Below are 15237 nucleotides of genomic sequence, written 5' to 3'. Positions count from 1 at the left end.
GATCAGATCAACGAACTCAGTACGGGTGTTAGCGGGAAACAACTTAGGCATGAAACGCTCCATCTCCTGAAGCGTTGCTACGACCATATGACTTTGCCCACTGCCCTGGCCCAGAACAGCCCCAAACCGAGCCGAACTCCGTCGAATGGTACGCACAGAACTTGCTAGAGGCTGAAGTGGGCCTTCAGGTCGCGGCAGGCCTCGGTGCCGAGAGAGCACAGGCGCGGCAGGTGCGCGCGGGCGACCGACACGTCACCCCGCAGCACCGCGCGGTGCATCAGCGCGGCCTCGGCCTCGAGCCGTACGGCCCCCAACATGCGGCTCGTTGAGCGGATGCTCAGCAACACCACGTCGGCATCGTGCAGGTGGGCATGATCCAGCGCGCGTTCGAGCCGCTCGGTGCGCACGCCCCAGAGCGCCACGAAGTCCCCCACGAAGCGCTGCTGCGGAACGCTGTCGCCGCCGAGCTGCTCGTCGAGATCCCGCAGCGCGGCCTGCTCGAGGTGGGCACCCTCTTCACGTGTCACCCCTCAACTCTGACAGCCCGCGGCCGGGTTCGCCGCTTCGGCGCATCAGCTTTACCTCAAGATACGGTCAAGACACGATCGTCGAGATCGCCGCCGTCGCGATCAGGTTGCCGCCGCCGAACTTCACGGTCGCGATGCCGTCGCAGACCGCCGCGTTCAGCGCCGCCAGGTCGTAGCCGTGGTCGTAGGTGTCGGCGAGGGCGAAACTCGCCGTCAGGCGAATCTGGCTCGGCTCGGTCAGCGGATCGTCGACGAGGGCACTCTGCAGGTGTTCGACAATGCTGAGCGCCTCGGCTCCCGACCCGACCCCGGCCAGCAGCAGAAACCGTCCGGAAGAATAATGCCCGATCACGGCCATGACGGGGGCATTGCGCCGCAGCGTCTGCGCGAACCGCTCGATGGCCTCGTCTCCGGCCCCGCGGCCAAACGCCGTGTTGATCTCCGGCAGGTTGTCGATATCCGCTCCGACCAGCACCAGTCCGGCCCGCACGTGCGCGGCCCTGTCGATGTGATCGGTCGCTTCCTGCGCGAACACCGACGCCGCGAGCACCCCGGCCCGGGAACGGATGCCCTCCGTCACGTCGCCGACGGCGTTGACGCCCGAGCGCTCGGCCCGCAACACGGCGACCGCGGTCGACATCACGACGACGAGCGAGAGGTTGACCATTGTCGCGACACTCGCGCTGAAATACTGCTGAAAGACCGCGCCGTTGGGGCCATCGACGAGAAACACGATCGCCCGACTACCGTTGAAGACGGCGGTGATCGCCATCACCGCCGCCATGATGCGGCCGTTCAGGTTGCGTCCGAGGCGCCCGCGCATCGCCTCGTGGGTGGCGAGCGCCGCGAGCAGCGCGAGCACGAACCACAGCTCCACGACCCCGGCCCATTCGCCGCCCCGCGGCCCATAGACCAGACCGGATGCCGCGATGAACAGCGCGAGCCCGACCGATACGAGCGCGCCGGACGCCCGCCCGTTGTAGAGCCGCACCCCCGACCAGATCGACCCCACGCACACCGCGAGCGAGGTATTGCCCAGCGCAATGCCCCACCACGCCTCGGGCGAGACCATCTGCAGGCCGTACGCGACGCCCACGAGCATCGCGGCGATGAACGCGAGGCTCCAGAGCCGTCCGGCCGCATCGTGCCGGTTGAACGCGGCATTCACGATGAAGGTCACGCCGCACAGCGTCACCACCACCGCACTCACGATGAACATCGTGTTCGTGTCGAGGGTCATCGGGTCTCTCTTCTCACAGGCAATTCGAACAATAACAGGGTGACGGATGCCGCCCTCATCGGCGCAGCGGAAGGCTCACGATGGCCGTCGCCCCGCGACCCGCCCGCGATTCGAGCCGCAGATCACCGCCGTGCTGGCGCACGATGTCGCGGCTGATGCTCAGTCCGAGGCCGTAACCGTGCACGCTCGAGCCGCGCACCGAGTCCGCCCGGTAGAAGCGGTCGAACAGGTGCAGCTGTTCCTCGTCGGTCATTCCGCGACCGGTGTCGGTCACGCGCAGCTCGACCGCGGCATCCGTCGCCTCGATCAGCACCGTGATGCGCCCGGCGAGCACGTTGTACTTGATCGCGTTCGAGAAGACGTTGTCGACGACCTGGCGCAGGCGGAACGCATCCGCCTCGAGCGCGACGACCGGAAGCACTCCGGTTTCGAAGACGATCTGACGCTCGGCCGCAAGCGGGGTGAGCGATTCGATCGCGTCGGTGACGATGCTCGACAGCTCGCAGGGCGCGACGCGCAGCGCGAGGGTGTGCCGGGTGTCGCTTGCCGCGGTGAGCAGCTCGGCGACGAGCACCAGCAGCCGGTCGGCGTTTTTCGACGCGAGGCCGAGCATGCGCCGGCTGTCGGCATCGAGCTGGTCGGCGCCGCGCCGGTCATCGTCGAGCACCAGTTCGAGGTAGCCGAGGATCGAGGTCAGCGGGGTGCGGAGTTCGTGCGAAACGGATGCGACGAGGTCGTCCCTGGCCTTGACCAGCCGCAGCTCCTGGGTCACGTCGCGCACCACCATCACGCCGCCGTCGAAGTCGCCGTGGTCGTCGAGCACCGGGCGGGCCGAGATCAGCAGCGCCGCCTGCTGCTGGCCGGCGTCACCGATCCAGACCGTGAGCCGGTCGACCGTGTCACCGCGCAGGGCACGGTCGTAGGGACGTTCGGTCGAGGCGAAGGCGGTGCGCTGGTCGTCCATGTAGACGATTTCGGTCGTCGGTTGCCCGTCGAGCACCCCGAACCGGCTGAGCAGCTCACGCTGGGCCCGGTTGATGAAGGTGGGGCGCCGCGCCCGGTCGAACCCGACGACACCGAAGTCGACCGCGTCGAAGATCTCGTCGAGGGTCTTGCGTTGGCGCTTCGAGCGCCGCAGCGCGGTCTCGAACAGGTCGGCCTGCTGGGTCAGCAGCACCCGTTGCGCTGCCGCCCGATGTGTGGTCGCGTAGGTCATCGCCGCCACGAACGAGAGCATGATCGGCACGACGGCGAGGCGGGACACCTCGCTCGCGAGCAGTCGGTCGAAGCCCAGAGCCACGGGCAGCCAGATCAGCACCGCGGACAACGCCACGCCGCCGACCGCTCCGGCCTTACCGAAGTGGGTAGACATCCAGATCACCGGAAACACCAGCAGCAGGGTCACGCCGCTCAGCGGCTGACCGTCGCGGGCGAGCGCCAGCCCGACGATGTCGATCACCGGCAGCAAGGCCGTGAAGCGTTTGTCGATGCGTCGCCACGGCACCGCAGCCGCGACCCCGGTCATGACGAAGATGATCGTCAGCCCAGCGAAAAACTGGGGGTCGGCGAGCACGAGCGGATCCACGAGCGTCGCCACCGCGACGAGCAGCAGCATGGCACCGGCGAGCAGCAGCTGCGAGAGAAACACCGAGCGTTCCACCCGCGGGGTGACCACGGAGTGTCGCCGGCGCGGCGGGGCGACCTGAATCGGGAGCGTCACGGCAGCGGCACCGGCCGCCCGATCGGGGCAGCGGATGCCGGGGCGGCAGCTGGTGCGGCGGCTCGCGGAGCGGCAGCCGGGGCGGCAGCCGGGGCATCCCTCCGTGCGACCTCGTCGACTACCGCGGCGGGCAACTCGGTGGGTACGATCGCGGCGGCGCCGAACCGTTCGAGTCGGTGCCGGGTCACCTCGTACGATTGCGGCATGCCGTAGTGAAAGCCCTGAGCAGCGCGAATTCCGAGCATGTTCAGCTGCTCGGCCATGAACGCGTTCTCGACGCCCTCGACGATCATCGAGTACTCGAGCTTGTCCCCGAAGCCCTGCAGCGCGGTCAGTACCTCGCGCTGACGGATGTCGGCCAGATCGTCCACGAGGCTGCGGTCGATCTTGAGAATATCCATCGGCAGCCGAACCAGGGCGTCAACCGAGGAGTCCTCCGAGCCGTAATCGTCGAGCGCGATCATGATGCCGGCATCGCGCAGGTGCTCGACCTGGGCGCGGATCTCGGCCGAAACCTTCGCGACCGAGCGTTCGTTGAGCTCGAGGCAGAGCGAAATCTCGGGATACCGGTCGGCCAGAATCTCGACGAAATCGCCGAGCCGGGCCGGCACGATCTGCGCGGCCTCGACGTTGAAGGTCATGCAGACGATGCGGGAGTCTTCGAGCCGAAAGTCGGCGGCGGCGCGCATGGCCTTGATCGCGACCTGACGGGTGAGGGCGTCGAGCCGGCCGAGGCTCTTCGCTTTTTCGACCAGGGCGGGCGGGGAGACCGGGCCGAGTTCGGCATCCGTGTACCGCACCAGGGCCTCGAAGGCCCAAATCTGATTTGTCACGAGGCTGACGATGGGCTGAAAGGCGAGTTCGAGCAGGTCGTCGTCGATTGCGTGGGCGATGAGGTCGTCCATGGCGGTGGAACGGTGTTCGCTGATGCTGAGGCTGCTCTCGTTCGATGGCCCGCCGGCGCGGCGGCTGCGCTTGACGGCAAGCATGCTCTGATCGGCGTCGTGGATGAGCAGGGACACGTCGCTCTCCTGCTGCGCGGAGTAGGCCAGGCCCATGCTCAGCACGAGGGTGAAGTGGTTGAGGCCGACGGTGAGCGGCTGGCCGACGTCCGCGAGAATCTGCTCGGCCATCGCCTTGGCCTCTGACAGGCTCGTCAGCCGGGTGAGGATGACGATGAATTCGTCGCCGCCGACCCGGGCGACCACATCGTGCGGGCCGACCGCCCGCCGCAGCCGCCGCCCCAGTTCGTGCAGCACGCTGTCGCCGGCCTGGTGTCCGTAGCGGTCGTTGAGGCGTTTGAAGTCGTCGAGGTCGAGAAACAAGACCGCGAGGGCCTCCTCGTAGTTGCGGTGCTCATTGATGTTGGCGAGGGACACCTGGAAGGCGCCGTAGTTGGGCAGCCCGGTCAGCGGGTCAGTGTTGGCGCGCACGATCAGTCCGCCGATGTCCGAGCGGGCCGTGACGACGGCATCCGCTGTCTGAGCGAGGGCGCGCAGGGCGAGCTCGTCGTCGCGGGTGAAGCCGCGGTCCATCGGGTCGCGGTGGGCCACCACGAACTGTTCGGTGCCGGCGGTCAAGGCGACGACGACACCGATCTCGCCGGCGGCCGGCGGGGCATCGCGCACGGTCACCGACTCGACACCGACCGTGGTGGAGACCGCCCGGCAGAGCATTTCGGTGATGTCGGTGGCGGCATCCGTGCCCGAACCCCCATCGCTGGAGACGTCGCGGCGCGGGGTTTCGAGAAAGGTGCTCGCGTTGAGGGCGGTGACGCCGGCGATCATGCCGACCAGTCGACGGCGCATGATCAGGCTGCGGATCACGAGTTTCTCGGTGGCCGCGAGCAGGGTCAGGGCGAGCAGCACAACGACGACACCGATCGACTGGCTGCTGCCGTCGGCGAAGGCGTGGTTCCACTGGGCCGCCGCGGCGGCGACGGCGGCGTAGCCTCCCCCGACCAGCAGCACCCGGCGGGTCGAGAGCATGGGCCGGCCGCCGAGGTCGAAGGCGTCTTTCGTGTAGCGCATGCGGAAGGTTCCGACCGCGATCACGAAGGCGACGTAGCTGATCGAGGCCACGGCCGCGGTGATCAGCACCGGCACGGACAGCGGCGGTGCGTTCAGGCCCAGGTAGACGAGCGAGCAGACCACCCCGCCGACCCCGGTCAGGCCCGCGCGATAGAGCGCGACCGCCCAGCGCTGAGTGCGCAGCACCTCGATGACCAGCACACCGGTCACGATCACGCCGACCGAGATGCGCAGCGGCAGCACCGTCTCGAGGGCGAGCAGCGCGATCACCGGCAGGGTGATCACGGGGGTGCGGTGACGCACGCTGCCGACCTGCAGCTTGGGAATCTCGAGGGCCGCCGCGCACAATACGCCGAGCACGATCAGGGGCCACTGATGGCCGGGAGCGGCGATGGCGGCCTGGGCCGAAATGACCATGAGGGTCAGCGCCAGAACGGCGAACACGACGAATACCGGGCGCGTCACGCCCGCCAAAGTCCATTTTTCGCCCACACCTTCAGACAGTAGTCGAACGTACTCCTCTTTCCGCCAAATCTGGTACCTTTTTTCGCCCCCGTTCTGGCACGGTCCGTGGCCACGCGTACCATTCGACGGAGAACGGCGACCAGCAGACGGCTCAGGCGCCAGATTGTCCCGTTTCGGTGCCGAATGCCGTCGAATGGTACGCGGGGCGGGGCCAGCCCGGCGCGGGACTGCCGACGAAGTCGAGCCCCGTACCATTCGACGGAGAACGGCGACCAGCAGACGGTTCAGGCGCCAGATTGTCGCGTTTCGGCACCGAGTACCGTCGAATGGTACGCGGGGCGGGGGCGAGCGGATGGCCCGGGGGGCTAAGAGGCGCGGCGAGCGGCGATCAGTTCGGCGATCTGCACCGCGTTGAGGGCGGCGCCCTTGCGCAGGTTGTCGTTGCTGATGAAGAGCGCGAGGCCGCGGCCGCCCGGTACTCCCTCGTCCTGGCGGATGCGTCCGACAAAACTGTCGTCCTGACCGGCCGCCTGCAGGGGCGTCGGCACGTCCGTGAGAGTGACGCCCGGGGCATCCGTCAACAGTTCCGTCGCACGCGCGACCGACAGCGGACGGTCGAATTCGACGTTGATCGAGAGCGAGTGGCCGGTGAAGACGGGCACGCGCACGCAGGTTCCGGAGACGAGCAGGTTCGGCAGGCCGAGGATCTTGCGGCTCTCGTTGCGCAGCTTCTTCTCTTCGTCGGTCTCGAAGAGTCCGTCATCGACGAGAGCACCGGCCAGCGGAATCACATCGAACGCGATCGGGCGCACGTAGATGGTCGGCTCGGGCAGGGTCACGGCGCTGCCGTCGTGCACGAGGCCGAGCAGGTTTTCGTCGGTCACGGCAACGCGCACCTGGCTGGCGAGTTCGTAGGCGCCGGCGAGTCCGGATCCGGAGACCGCCTGGTAGGTGCTGACGATGAGGCGGGCCAGTCCGGCCTCGTCGTGCAGCGCCTTCAGCACAGGCATCGCGGCCATCGTGGTGCAGTTCGGGTTGGCGATGATGCCCTTGACCGCGAGGTCGATGGCCTCAGGGTTGACCTCGCTCACCACGAGCGGCACGTCGGGGTCCATCCGCCAGCCACTCGAGTTGTCGACGACCGTCACGCCGGCCGCCGCGAAGCGCGGGGCCTGCGCCTTCGACAGGGTCGCGCCCGCCGAGAAGATCGCGACGTCGAGCCCGGTCGGATCGGCGATCGCTGCGTCTTCGACGATCACGTCGACGCCCTTGAACGGCAGGTACGTGCCGGCGGAGCGGGCCGACGCGAAAAAGCGGATGCTGGCGACCGGAAAATCGCGCTCGGCCAGCAGCCGACGCACGACGGCCCCGACCTGTCCGGTGGCGCCGACAACGCCGATGTTGAGGCCGGTGGTGGGGGCTGCGGTGCTCACGGTTGATTCCTAACGTCGTGCGGGGTGTCCCCTGTGGCTAATTCAGGAAATCCGGGCTGATTTGCCCACATTCTGTTCGCAGAGCGGATGCTGCGGGCCGATTTCCTGAATTCGCCACAGGGAGGGACAGGGTGACGGGGTGATGCGCGGGGGCCGACCCACGGGGCCGACCCGGCCGGCCGGTTAGCGGCCGGTACCGCCGTGTACGACGGCTTCGGAGTCGCCGTCAAGCCCGAAGGCGTGGTGCACGACCCGCATCGCCTCGTTGATCGTGCTCGCGCGGGTGACGACCGAGATGCGGATCTCGCTCGTGCTGATCATCTCGATGTTGATGCCGGCCTCGTAGAGCGCCTCGAACAGTTTCGCCGAGACGCCGGTGTTGGTGCGCATGCCGCCGCCGACCAGGGCGAGCTTGCCGATCTGGTCGTCGTACTGCAGACCGGCGAACCCGATGCGGGTCTGCTCGTTGGTCAGGGCGGTGAGCACCTGCTCGCCCTCCGACTTCGGCAGCGTGAACGAGATGTCGGTGAGGCCGGTCGAGGCCGCCGAGACGTTCTGCACGATCATGTCGACGTTCGCGTTGGTGTTCGCGACGATCTTGAAGATGAGCGCGGCCTTGCCCGGAATGTCGGGAACGCCGACGACGGTGACCTTCGCTTCGCTCAGGTCCGCGGCGATTCCCGCGATGATTGGCTCTTCCACTGTCTCTCCATTCGCGCGGGCGGCGGCCGCGTTGTAGACGATTGTGCCGGTGTTCTTATTGAACGAGGAGCGTACATGCAGGGTCACGCCGTGCCGACGGGCATATTCCACTGCACGTATATATAGGACTTTGGCGCCCGCAGCGGCGAGTTCGAGCATCTCTTCGCTCGTCACACGCTCGAGTTTGCGGGCGTTGGGAACGACGCGCGGATCCGCGGTGAAGATGCCATCGACATCCGTGTAAATCTCGCAGATGTCGGCACCGAGCGCGGCCGCGAGGGCGACGGCGGTGGTGTCGCTGCCGCCGCGGCCGAGGGTCGTGATGTCTTTGGTGTCGCGGTTGAAGCCCTGAAAGCCGGCGACGATCGCGACGGCGCCCTCGTCGAGAGCGTCGCGCAGCCGGCCAGGGGTCACGTCGACGATGCGCGCGGAGCCGTGGCGGGCATCCGTGATCATGCCGGCCTGGCTGCCGGTGAAGGAGCGGGCGTCGTAGCCCATGCTCTTGATCGCCATCGCGAGCAGCGCCATCGAAATGCGCTCGCCCGCGGTGAGCAGCATGTCGAGTTCGCGCGGCGCCGGAATCGGGGTGACCTGGTGGGCGAGGTCGAGCAGTTCGTCGGTCGAGTCGCCCATCGCCGAGACGGCGACGACGACCTCGTTGCCGGCTTTGCGGGTGTCGACGATGCGCCGGGCGACCCGTTTGATGCTTTCGGCGTCGGCGACGGATGATCCGCCGAACTTCTGCACGATCAGGGCCACGGGCACTCCAGAGGGTTCTTGGGGACTGTTGTTGTCACCAAGTGCCCAGTCTAAATGCTGCGGCCTGCCCGGTCGGGCCATGTGACGCCGCGCGGCCCGCCCGTACCATTCGACGGAGTCTGGGCGGGTTTGGGCCGGTTTGGGCGTGAAAACGTGGTTTCGGGGCTGAACTCCGTCGAATGGTACGCGGCGGCGGGCGGCTCTCGGCGGCTCTCGGCGGCTCTCGGCCGGGCGACGGATGCCGCAACCAGGTCGCCGGGCCGGCCCGCGGCATCCGCTACCCGCCGCCCCCGTACCATTCGACGGAGTTGAACACGTTTCTGGCCCGGTTTGGCGCGAAAACCGCCTTTTCGGGGCCGAACTCCGTCGAATGGTACGCGGCGGCGGGCGGCAGCGGCGGCCGGGGCAGCGTTAGGGTGAAGTGACACTCATCAACACCATCAACCACGGGAGCTCGCACCAGCGAGCTGAGAGGGCGGCCAGGGCCGTCGACCGTTGAACCTGTCCGGGTAATGCCGGCGTAGGGAGCTCTGCACAATGCGCACGATTGACGCCACAAGCATGCCGAAAACCGGCACCACAGTCACGACCGGCCCCATCTGGGGCAGCACGAAACGCTACGAACCCGTGCCGGGGCACCCTGGCATCCGCTTTCCGGTGCGTCGGGTGAATCTCAGCAACGGGGAACACTTCGATCTGTATGACACCTCCGGCGTGTATACCGACGAGACGGCCGTGATCGACGTCGACGCCGGCCTGGCGAAGACTCGCGACGCCTGGCCGCGCCCGGAGCCGATCGACGGTGCCGCGACCCAGCTGGTCTGGGCCCGGGCCGGCATCGTGACGCCCGAGATGGCGTACATCGCCGCCCGCGAGGGGCTCGCCCCCGAGCTCGTGCGCGACGAGGTCGCGCGGGGGCGGGCCGTGATACCGGCCAACCACCGGCATCCGGAGAGCGAGCCGATGATCATCGGCAAGGCCTTCGCGGTGAAGATCAACGCGAACATCGGAAACTCGGCGGTAACGTCTTCCGTCGCCGAAGAGGTCGAGAAGATGGTCTGGGCCGCGCGCTGGGGCGCCGACACTCTGATGGATCTGTCGACGGGTAAGGACATCCATCTCACGCGCGAGTGGATTCTGCGCAACGCGCCGATGCCGGTCGGAACGGTGCCGATCTACCAGGCGCTCGAGAAGGTCAAGGGCGATCCGACCTTGCTGACCTGGGAAATTTATCGCGACACGGTCATCGAGCAGTGCGAACAGGGCGTCGATTACATGACCGTGCACGCCGGGGTGCTGCTGCGCTACGTGCCGCTGACGGCGAAACGGGTGACCGGCATCGTGTCCCGCGGCGGCTCGATCATGGCCGCCTGGTGCCTCGCGCACCACGAGGAGAGCTTTCTGTATACCCACTTCGTCGAGCTGTGCGAGATTCTGCGGCGCTACGACGTCACGTTCTCGCTCGGTGATGGCCTGCGCCCGGGGTCGATCGCCGATGCCAACGACGAGGCCCAGTTCGCCGAGCTGCGCACCCTCGGCGAGCTGACGAAGATCGCGAAATCGTACGGCGTGCAGGTCATGATCGAGGGCCCCGGACACGTGCCGATGCACAAAATCGTCGAAAACGTGGCGCTCGAGGAGGAACTCTGCGAGGAGGCCCCGTTCTACACGCTCGGCCCGCTCGCGACCGACATCGCGCCGGCCTACGACCACATCACGAGCGCGATCGGCGCGGCGATGATCGCCCAGGCCGGCACCGCCATGCTCTGTTACGTCACGCCCAAGGAACACCTCGGCCTGCCCAATCGCGACGACGTAAAGGTCGGCGTGATCACCTACAAAATCGCCGCCCACGCCGCGGATCTGGCGAAGGCGCATCCGCGGGCGCAGGAACGCGACGACGCGCTCAGCCGGGCGCGCTTCGATTTTCGCTGGAACGACCAGTTCGCGCTCTCGCTCGACCCCGACACCGCGCGCAGCTTCCACGACGAAACGCTGCCCGCGGAGCCCGCCAAGACCGCGCACTTCTGCTCGATGTGCGGTCCAAAATTCTGCTCGATGCGTATTAGCGCGGATGTGCGCGCCTACGCTCTCGAGAACGGGCTCACCACCCCCGAGGCGATCGAGGCCGGAATGTCGGCGAAGTCGGCCCAGTTCGTGGCGCTCGGCAGCTCGGTGTACCTGCCGGTGCGGCCGCTGTGACGAGCCGCGGCGCGAACGTCCCCGGGCTCTGTACCATTCGACGGTGTTCGGCACGGTCTCGACCGGTTCTGGCCCAAAGACGTGGACTTTCGGGCCAATCTCCGTCGAATGGTACGGGGCAGGGGCGGGGGCGACCGTGACGGATGTCGTGGCCCCGTCGCATCCGTCGGCATCTGATACCGCCCGGCCGGCACCGGGGCCACCGTCGGCGTCGGCCCGCCGGGCGGTGCGGGGCGGAATCATGGGAAACTACGTCGATCAGTTCGACATTTTTCTGCCGATCATCGCGCTCGCGCCGGCCGCCGCACACCTCTACGGCACCGAGAACATGGTCACCAATGCGGGGCTGATCTTCATTGCCACGCTCGTCGGGCGTCCGCTCGGCGCGGCCGTTTTCGGCTCCCTCGCCGACCGCATCGGACGCAGCCGCACCACCCAGATCACGATCGCCGGAGTCGCCCTCACGACGCTGCTGATCGCGGCGGTTCCCGCGCACGGCCTGCTCGGTGCTGGCACGCTGCTGCTGATCGTGGCGCTACGCTTTCTCGGCGGCATCTTCATCGGCGGCGGCTATACCGCCGCAGTGCCGCTCGCGATGGAATGGGCGCCGCCGCGCCGCCGCGGCCTGGTCAGCGGACTGATCATGTGGATGTCGCCGTGGGCCAACGCCTCGATCGCCGCGCTGGTCTTCGTGCTGCTGGGCGCGCTCGGTGCCGACCGCTACGCCGACTGGGGCTGGCGGGTGCCGTTCCTGCTCGGCGGTCTGATGGCCCTGGGCCTGCTCGTCTATTACCGCCGTTACGTCGTCGACACGTCGCCGACGGATGCGCCGGTGCCGGCCCGGCCGCGGCATCCGTTGCGGGAAATTCTGTTCGGCGCCTACCGGAAGCAGTTGTGGCAGGTATTCGTGCTGATGAGCGGCATGTGGTTGTTCACCAACATGGCCGTCGCTGTGCTCAGCGGGCAGCTGAAGACGAGCGACTCGTTGGACGACCAGCGCGTGGCGTTCACGATGTTCGTGGCCACGGCGGCATCGGCGGTGACGATGGCGGCGTGCGGGCAGCTGTCGACGCTGGTCGGCCGGCGCCGGTTCTTCGTGGCGTTCGGCCTTGCGGCGGCGGTGCTCGCACCCGTTCTCTACCTCGCGGTGTTTCGACAGGGCGCCGGGCCCGGTCTGGTGTTGCTCGTCGCAGGACTGCATGTCGTGACGGTTTCGGTCTACGGCCCGGTCGGCGCGTATCTCACGGAGCGGTTTCCGGCGGCCGTGCGGTCAAGCGGATACGGGGTCGCATACAGTCTGTCGATCGTGCTGCCGGCCCTGTATCCGTACTATCTGCCGCCGCTTCAGGGCCTGCTCGGGCAGTACGGAGCGGTCGCAGCGCTGCTCGCACTCGCGGGGGCGCTTGTCGCGGTCGGGGCGGCCGCGGGCCCTCGGGTGTCGACGCGGCACCCGCTGCGCTGAGCCCGGCCCGCGCCGCACCCGGTCTGTGCGGTTGACCTGCCCGGGCGTCTGTACCATTCGACGGAGTTCAGCCCGCTTCAGGCCGATTGCGGCCAGGAAAGGTGACTTTCGGCCCCCAACTCCGTCGAATGGTACGCGCCGGCGACGGATGCCGCGGCCCGCGCCGCGAGGCCGGCCCACCGCATCCGTTACCCGGCCGGCGATGTACCATTCGACGGAGTTCAGCCCGCTAGAAGCCAATTTCAGCCCACAAACGCCACTTTCGGCCGCACACTCCGTCGAATGGTACGCGCCGGGCGGGGCTAGTGCGTGACCTCGCGGCGACCCTCGAAGGCGCGGCCGAGGGTGACCTCGTCGGCGTACTCGAGGTCGCCGCCGACCGGCAGACCCGAGGCGAGCCGGGTCACCCGAATTTCGAGCGTCGTCAGCAGCCGTGACAGGTACGTCGCCGTCGCCTCGCCCTCCAGGTTCGGGTCGGTCGCGATGATGACCTCCTGCACGGTGTTGTCCGCGAGGCGCAGCATCAGCTGGCGGATGCTGAGGTCGTCGGGCCCGACGCCGTCGATGGGACTGATCGCCCCGCCGAGCACGTGGTAGAGCCCCTTGAACTCGCGGGTACGTTCGATCGCCACGACGTCTTTGGCCTCTTCGACCACGCAGATCAGCGCCGAGTTGCGGCGCGGATCCCGACAAATCAGACACGTCGGCTGCTCGCTCACATTGCCGCAAATGTCGCAGAACCGCACCTTGTCGCGCACTTCGAGCAACACATTGGCCAGCCGGGTCACGTCAAACTTCTCAGTCTGCAAGATGTGGAAGGCAATTCGCTGAGCCGATTTCGGCCCGATGCCGGGCAGCTGCCCGAGCTCATCGATCAGTTCCTGAACGATTCCTTCATACATGAGCTAGGCCCCTCTCGGGCGCTGGGACGAATCGTGGGCGATCTCCTCGAGGAACGTGGCCCCGAGAATCTCGCGAATGACAGCCTCGCCGTACCGCTGCTTCTCGGCAAACGCCGGCCGCGTGCCGGCCCGGTTCTGCGCGGGCTGCGGGCGGTTGGGGTTGTTGCTGCCTGGGTCGCTTCCGGCGACGGATGCCCGGGCCGGCACTCCCCCGGCCGTTGCGCCCGCGGGCGCCGCCGCCCGGTTCTGCTGCGGCGGGTTGTGACCGGCCGCAGCGGGCGCGCGCGGCACATACGGCGTCGCCGCATAGGGGTCGTCGGGCGGGGAATCAAAGTCCGGCGGGGCGTCGTCGTCGCTGAACGGCGGCGGCTCCTCGGCCTGCGCGGGCCGGGCCGGCGCGGACGGAACGGCAGCGGGCACGGCAGGCACGGCCTGCGCGGGGGCCGGGATCTCAGCCACGGGAGCCAAGGCGGCACCGCCGATCGATCCGGGGATGGCGACGGTCGCCCATCCGGTCGAAGTGGCGGCGGGCGCGACCGGAGTCACCGGTGCGGTGGGAGCAAAGTCCGGGGCTGCCGTCACCTCGGGAGGCGCTGCTGCCTCCCGAGCCGGCGCCTCGTCCGGGGCCGGCGACTCGTCAGGGGGCGTCGTTTCGTCGGGGGTCGGCGTCATGTCCGAGGCCGACGTCACGTCCGGGGTCGGCGACTCGTCAGGGGCCGGCGTCAGGTTCGAGGCCGGCGTCACGTCCGAGTCCGACGTCACGTCCGAGTCCGACGTCACGTCCGAGGCCGACGTCACGTCCGAGGCCGACGTCACGTCCGGGGTCGGCGACTCGTCGGGGACCGGCGTCAGGTTCGAGGCCGGCGTCATTACTTCGCCAGAGGCAGCGACAGCAGTGTCAGGAATAACAACCGCATTGGGGGCAACTGCGGTGTCAGCAAAGACGTCGGTATCGGCTCGGGCAGCCGAGCCGGCAGCAAGGCCAGCCGGGTCAGCCGGGTCAGCAGCGGATGCGACCAGCGGCACAGCACCAGCACCAGCACCAGCACCAGCACCAGCACCAGCACCAGCACCAGCACCAGCACCAGCACCAGCATCAGCATCAGCATCAGGCTCCGACTCGGCAGCCGCTGGGAGCACGGTTGCCTTGAGTACGGTTGTTTCCGGCACAGGGGTCGCCGGCACGGTTGCCGCCAGCACAGGGGCCGGTGCGGCCGCGCTCGCCGAGCCCCACGGCACCGGACCCGACCCTGGCGCGGCCGCTGCGGCATCCGTCGCCGGGGCATCGGCCATGGGAACCGTGCCGGTCGCCCCGGTTTCGGTCGTCCCGGAGCGGGTCACCGCGGATCCGCTGGGGGCGTCGGGGCCACCGCTCGAACCGCTCGAGCCGCCTGATCCGCCGCCCGGCCCGCCATCGGTGCGCGCCACGAACTTCGCCTTCAGCCCGAGCACCTCGAGCAGGGCCGCGCGCAGAAAGTCACTGATGCCCTGCCCGGGCGCGGGGCGCTGTTTGAAGCTCGCGAGATCCGCCTCATTCGGGAACGACAGCACGAGCACCTCGCCGCCCCGCAGCTCGAGCACTCGCGCGTTGTAGACAACGAGCCAGGCGCTGACCTTCGCCGCGCGCACGACTTCGAGCACCTCGGGCCAGGCGTCACGCAGCTGTTGCACCGACACCGGCCCGACGGGGTGCACGCGGGGCGCGGTGACGGATGCGACGGGCTCGGCCGGCCGGGCGGCCGCGGCCGGTTCGATGCGCGCGCTCGCCGACGTTTCGACCGGCTTCGGCGCCGCG

The 15237-nt window shown here is 68.4% G+C and carries 11 protein-coding genes and 1 riboswitch; of the genes, 3 read left to right on the top strand and 8 right to left on the bottom strand.

What is annotated here, in order from left to right; translation table 11 throughout:
• Positions 1–164: 164 nt before the first annotated feature.
• From E3T55_RS18115 to E3T55_RS18090, 6 genes are all read right to left on the bottom strand, one after another.
• Positions 165–527 (bottom strand): hypothetical protein, encoded by a 363-nt coding sequence (locus E3T55_RS18115; RefSeq protein WP_134520943.1) that lies wholly within the window; start codon positions 525–527, stop codon positions 165–167.
• A gap of 67 nt (positions 528–594) precedes the next feature.
• Entirely contained in the window at positions 595–1767 is a 1173-nt protein-coding gene (locus E3T55_RS18110; protein ID WP_134520942.1) for a GGDEF domain-containing protein, read from the bottom strand.
• A 55-nt stretch (positions 1768–1822) separates the two neighbouring features.
• Positions 1823–3487 carry a sensor histidine kinase gene (locus E3T55_RS18105; RefSeq protein ID WP_134520941.1) on the bottom strand — a complete coding sequence of 555 codons (1665 nt, stop codon included), beginning with the start codon at positions 3485–3487 and terminating at the stop codon, positions 1823–1825.
• On the bottom strand, positions 3484–5982 hold the full coding sequence (locus E3T55_RS18100; RefSeq protein WP_166791835.1) for an EAL domain-containing protein: 2499 nt from the start codon (positions 5980–5982) through the stop codon (positions 3484–3486). Before E3T55_RS18100 ends, E3T55_RS18105 begins: the two co-directional genes overlap by 4 nt.
• A 365-nt stretch (positions 5983–6347) precedes the next feature.
• Complete coding sequence (locus E3T55_RS18095) at positions 6348–7415, bottom strand: aspartate-semialdehyde dehydrogenase (protein ID WP_134520939.1); 1068 nt, start codon at positions 7413–7415, stop codon at positions 6348–6350.
• Positions 7416–7598: 183 nt separating this feature from the next.
• Complete coding sequence (locus E3T55_RS18090; RefSeq protein ID WP_134520946.1) at positions 7599–8876, bottom strand: aspartate kinase; 1278 nt, start codon at positions 8874–8876, stop codon at positions 7599–7601.
• Between the two features lie 179 nt (positions 8877–9055).
• On the opposite strand from E3T55_RS18090, the gene E3T55_RS18085 reads away from it, so the two are divergent.
• From E3T55_RS18085 to E3T55_RS18075, 3 genes are all read left to right on the top strand, one after another.
• Positions 9056–9301, top strand: coding sequence for a hypothetical protein (locus E3T55_RS18085; RefSeq protein WP_134520938.1), 246 nt, complete (start codon positions 9056–9058; stop codon positions 9299–9301).
• 11 nt (positions 9302–9312) lie between these two features.
• Positions 9313–9420: riboswitch (TPP riboswitch) on the top strand.
• Entirely contained in the window at positions 9414–11078 is a 1665-nt protein-coding gene (gene thiC, locus E3T55_RS18080) for a phosphomethylpyrimidine synthase ThiC (protein ID WP_166791834.1), read from the top strand. (Overlaps the previous riboswitch by 7 nt.)
• Before the next feature lie 43 nt (positions 11079–11121).
• Positions 11122–12540, top strand: a complete 1419-nt coding sequence (locus E3T55_RS18075; protein ID WP_241993138.1) for an MFS transporter — start codon at positions 11122–11124, stop codon at positions 12538–12540.
• Between the two features lie 302 nt (positions 12541–12842).
• Here the strand turns inward: E3T55_RS18075 and recR are convergent, their stop codons facing one another.
• Both recR and E3T55_RS20520 read right to left on the bottom strand, forming a co-directional pair.
• The gene (gene recR, locus E3T55_RS18070) at positions 12843–13442 is read right to left on the bottom strand and encodes a recombination mediator RecR (RefSeq protein WP_134520937.1); all 600 of its coding nucleotides are present in this window, start codon (positions 13440–13442) and stop codon (positions 12843–12845) included.
• 3 nt (positions 13443–13445) lie between these two features.
• Positions 13446–15237 (bottom strand): DNA polymerase III subunit gamma/tau domain-containing protein (locus E3T55_RS20520; RefSeq protein WP_478213441.1); only part of this gene is annotated, 1792 nt, incomplete at its 5' end.

The organism is Cryobacterium frigoriphilum, assembly GCF_004403305.1.
Lineage (GTDB): Bacteria > Actinomycetota > Actinomycetes > Actinomycetales > Microbacteriaceae > Cryobacterium > Cryobacterium frigoriphilum.
Note: the sequence above shows the minus strand (reverse complement) of the source record. Positions and strands in the feature narration are given on the sequence as shown.

Bases quoted from the DNA above. Each gene is read 5' to 3' on its own strand.
- recR (WP_134520937.1), bottom strand. From the start codon at position 13,442: ATGTATGAAGGAATCGTTCAGGAACTGATCGATGAGCTCGGGCAGCTG.
- E3T55_RS18110 (WP_134520942.1), bottom strand. From the start codon at position 1,767: ATGACCCTCGACACGAACACGATGTTCATCGTGAGTGCGGTGGTGGTG.
- E3T55_RS18085 (WP_134520938.1), top strand. From the start codon at position 9,056: ATGGTACGCGGCGGCGGGCGGCTCTCGGCGGCTCTCGGCGGCTCTCGG.
- thiC (WP_166791834.1), top strand. From the start codon at position 9,414: ATGCGCACGATTGACGCCACAAGCATGCCGAAAACCGGCACCACAGTC.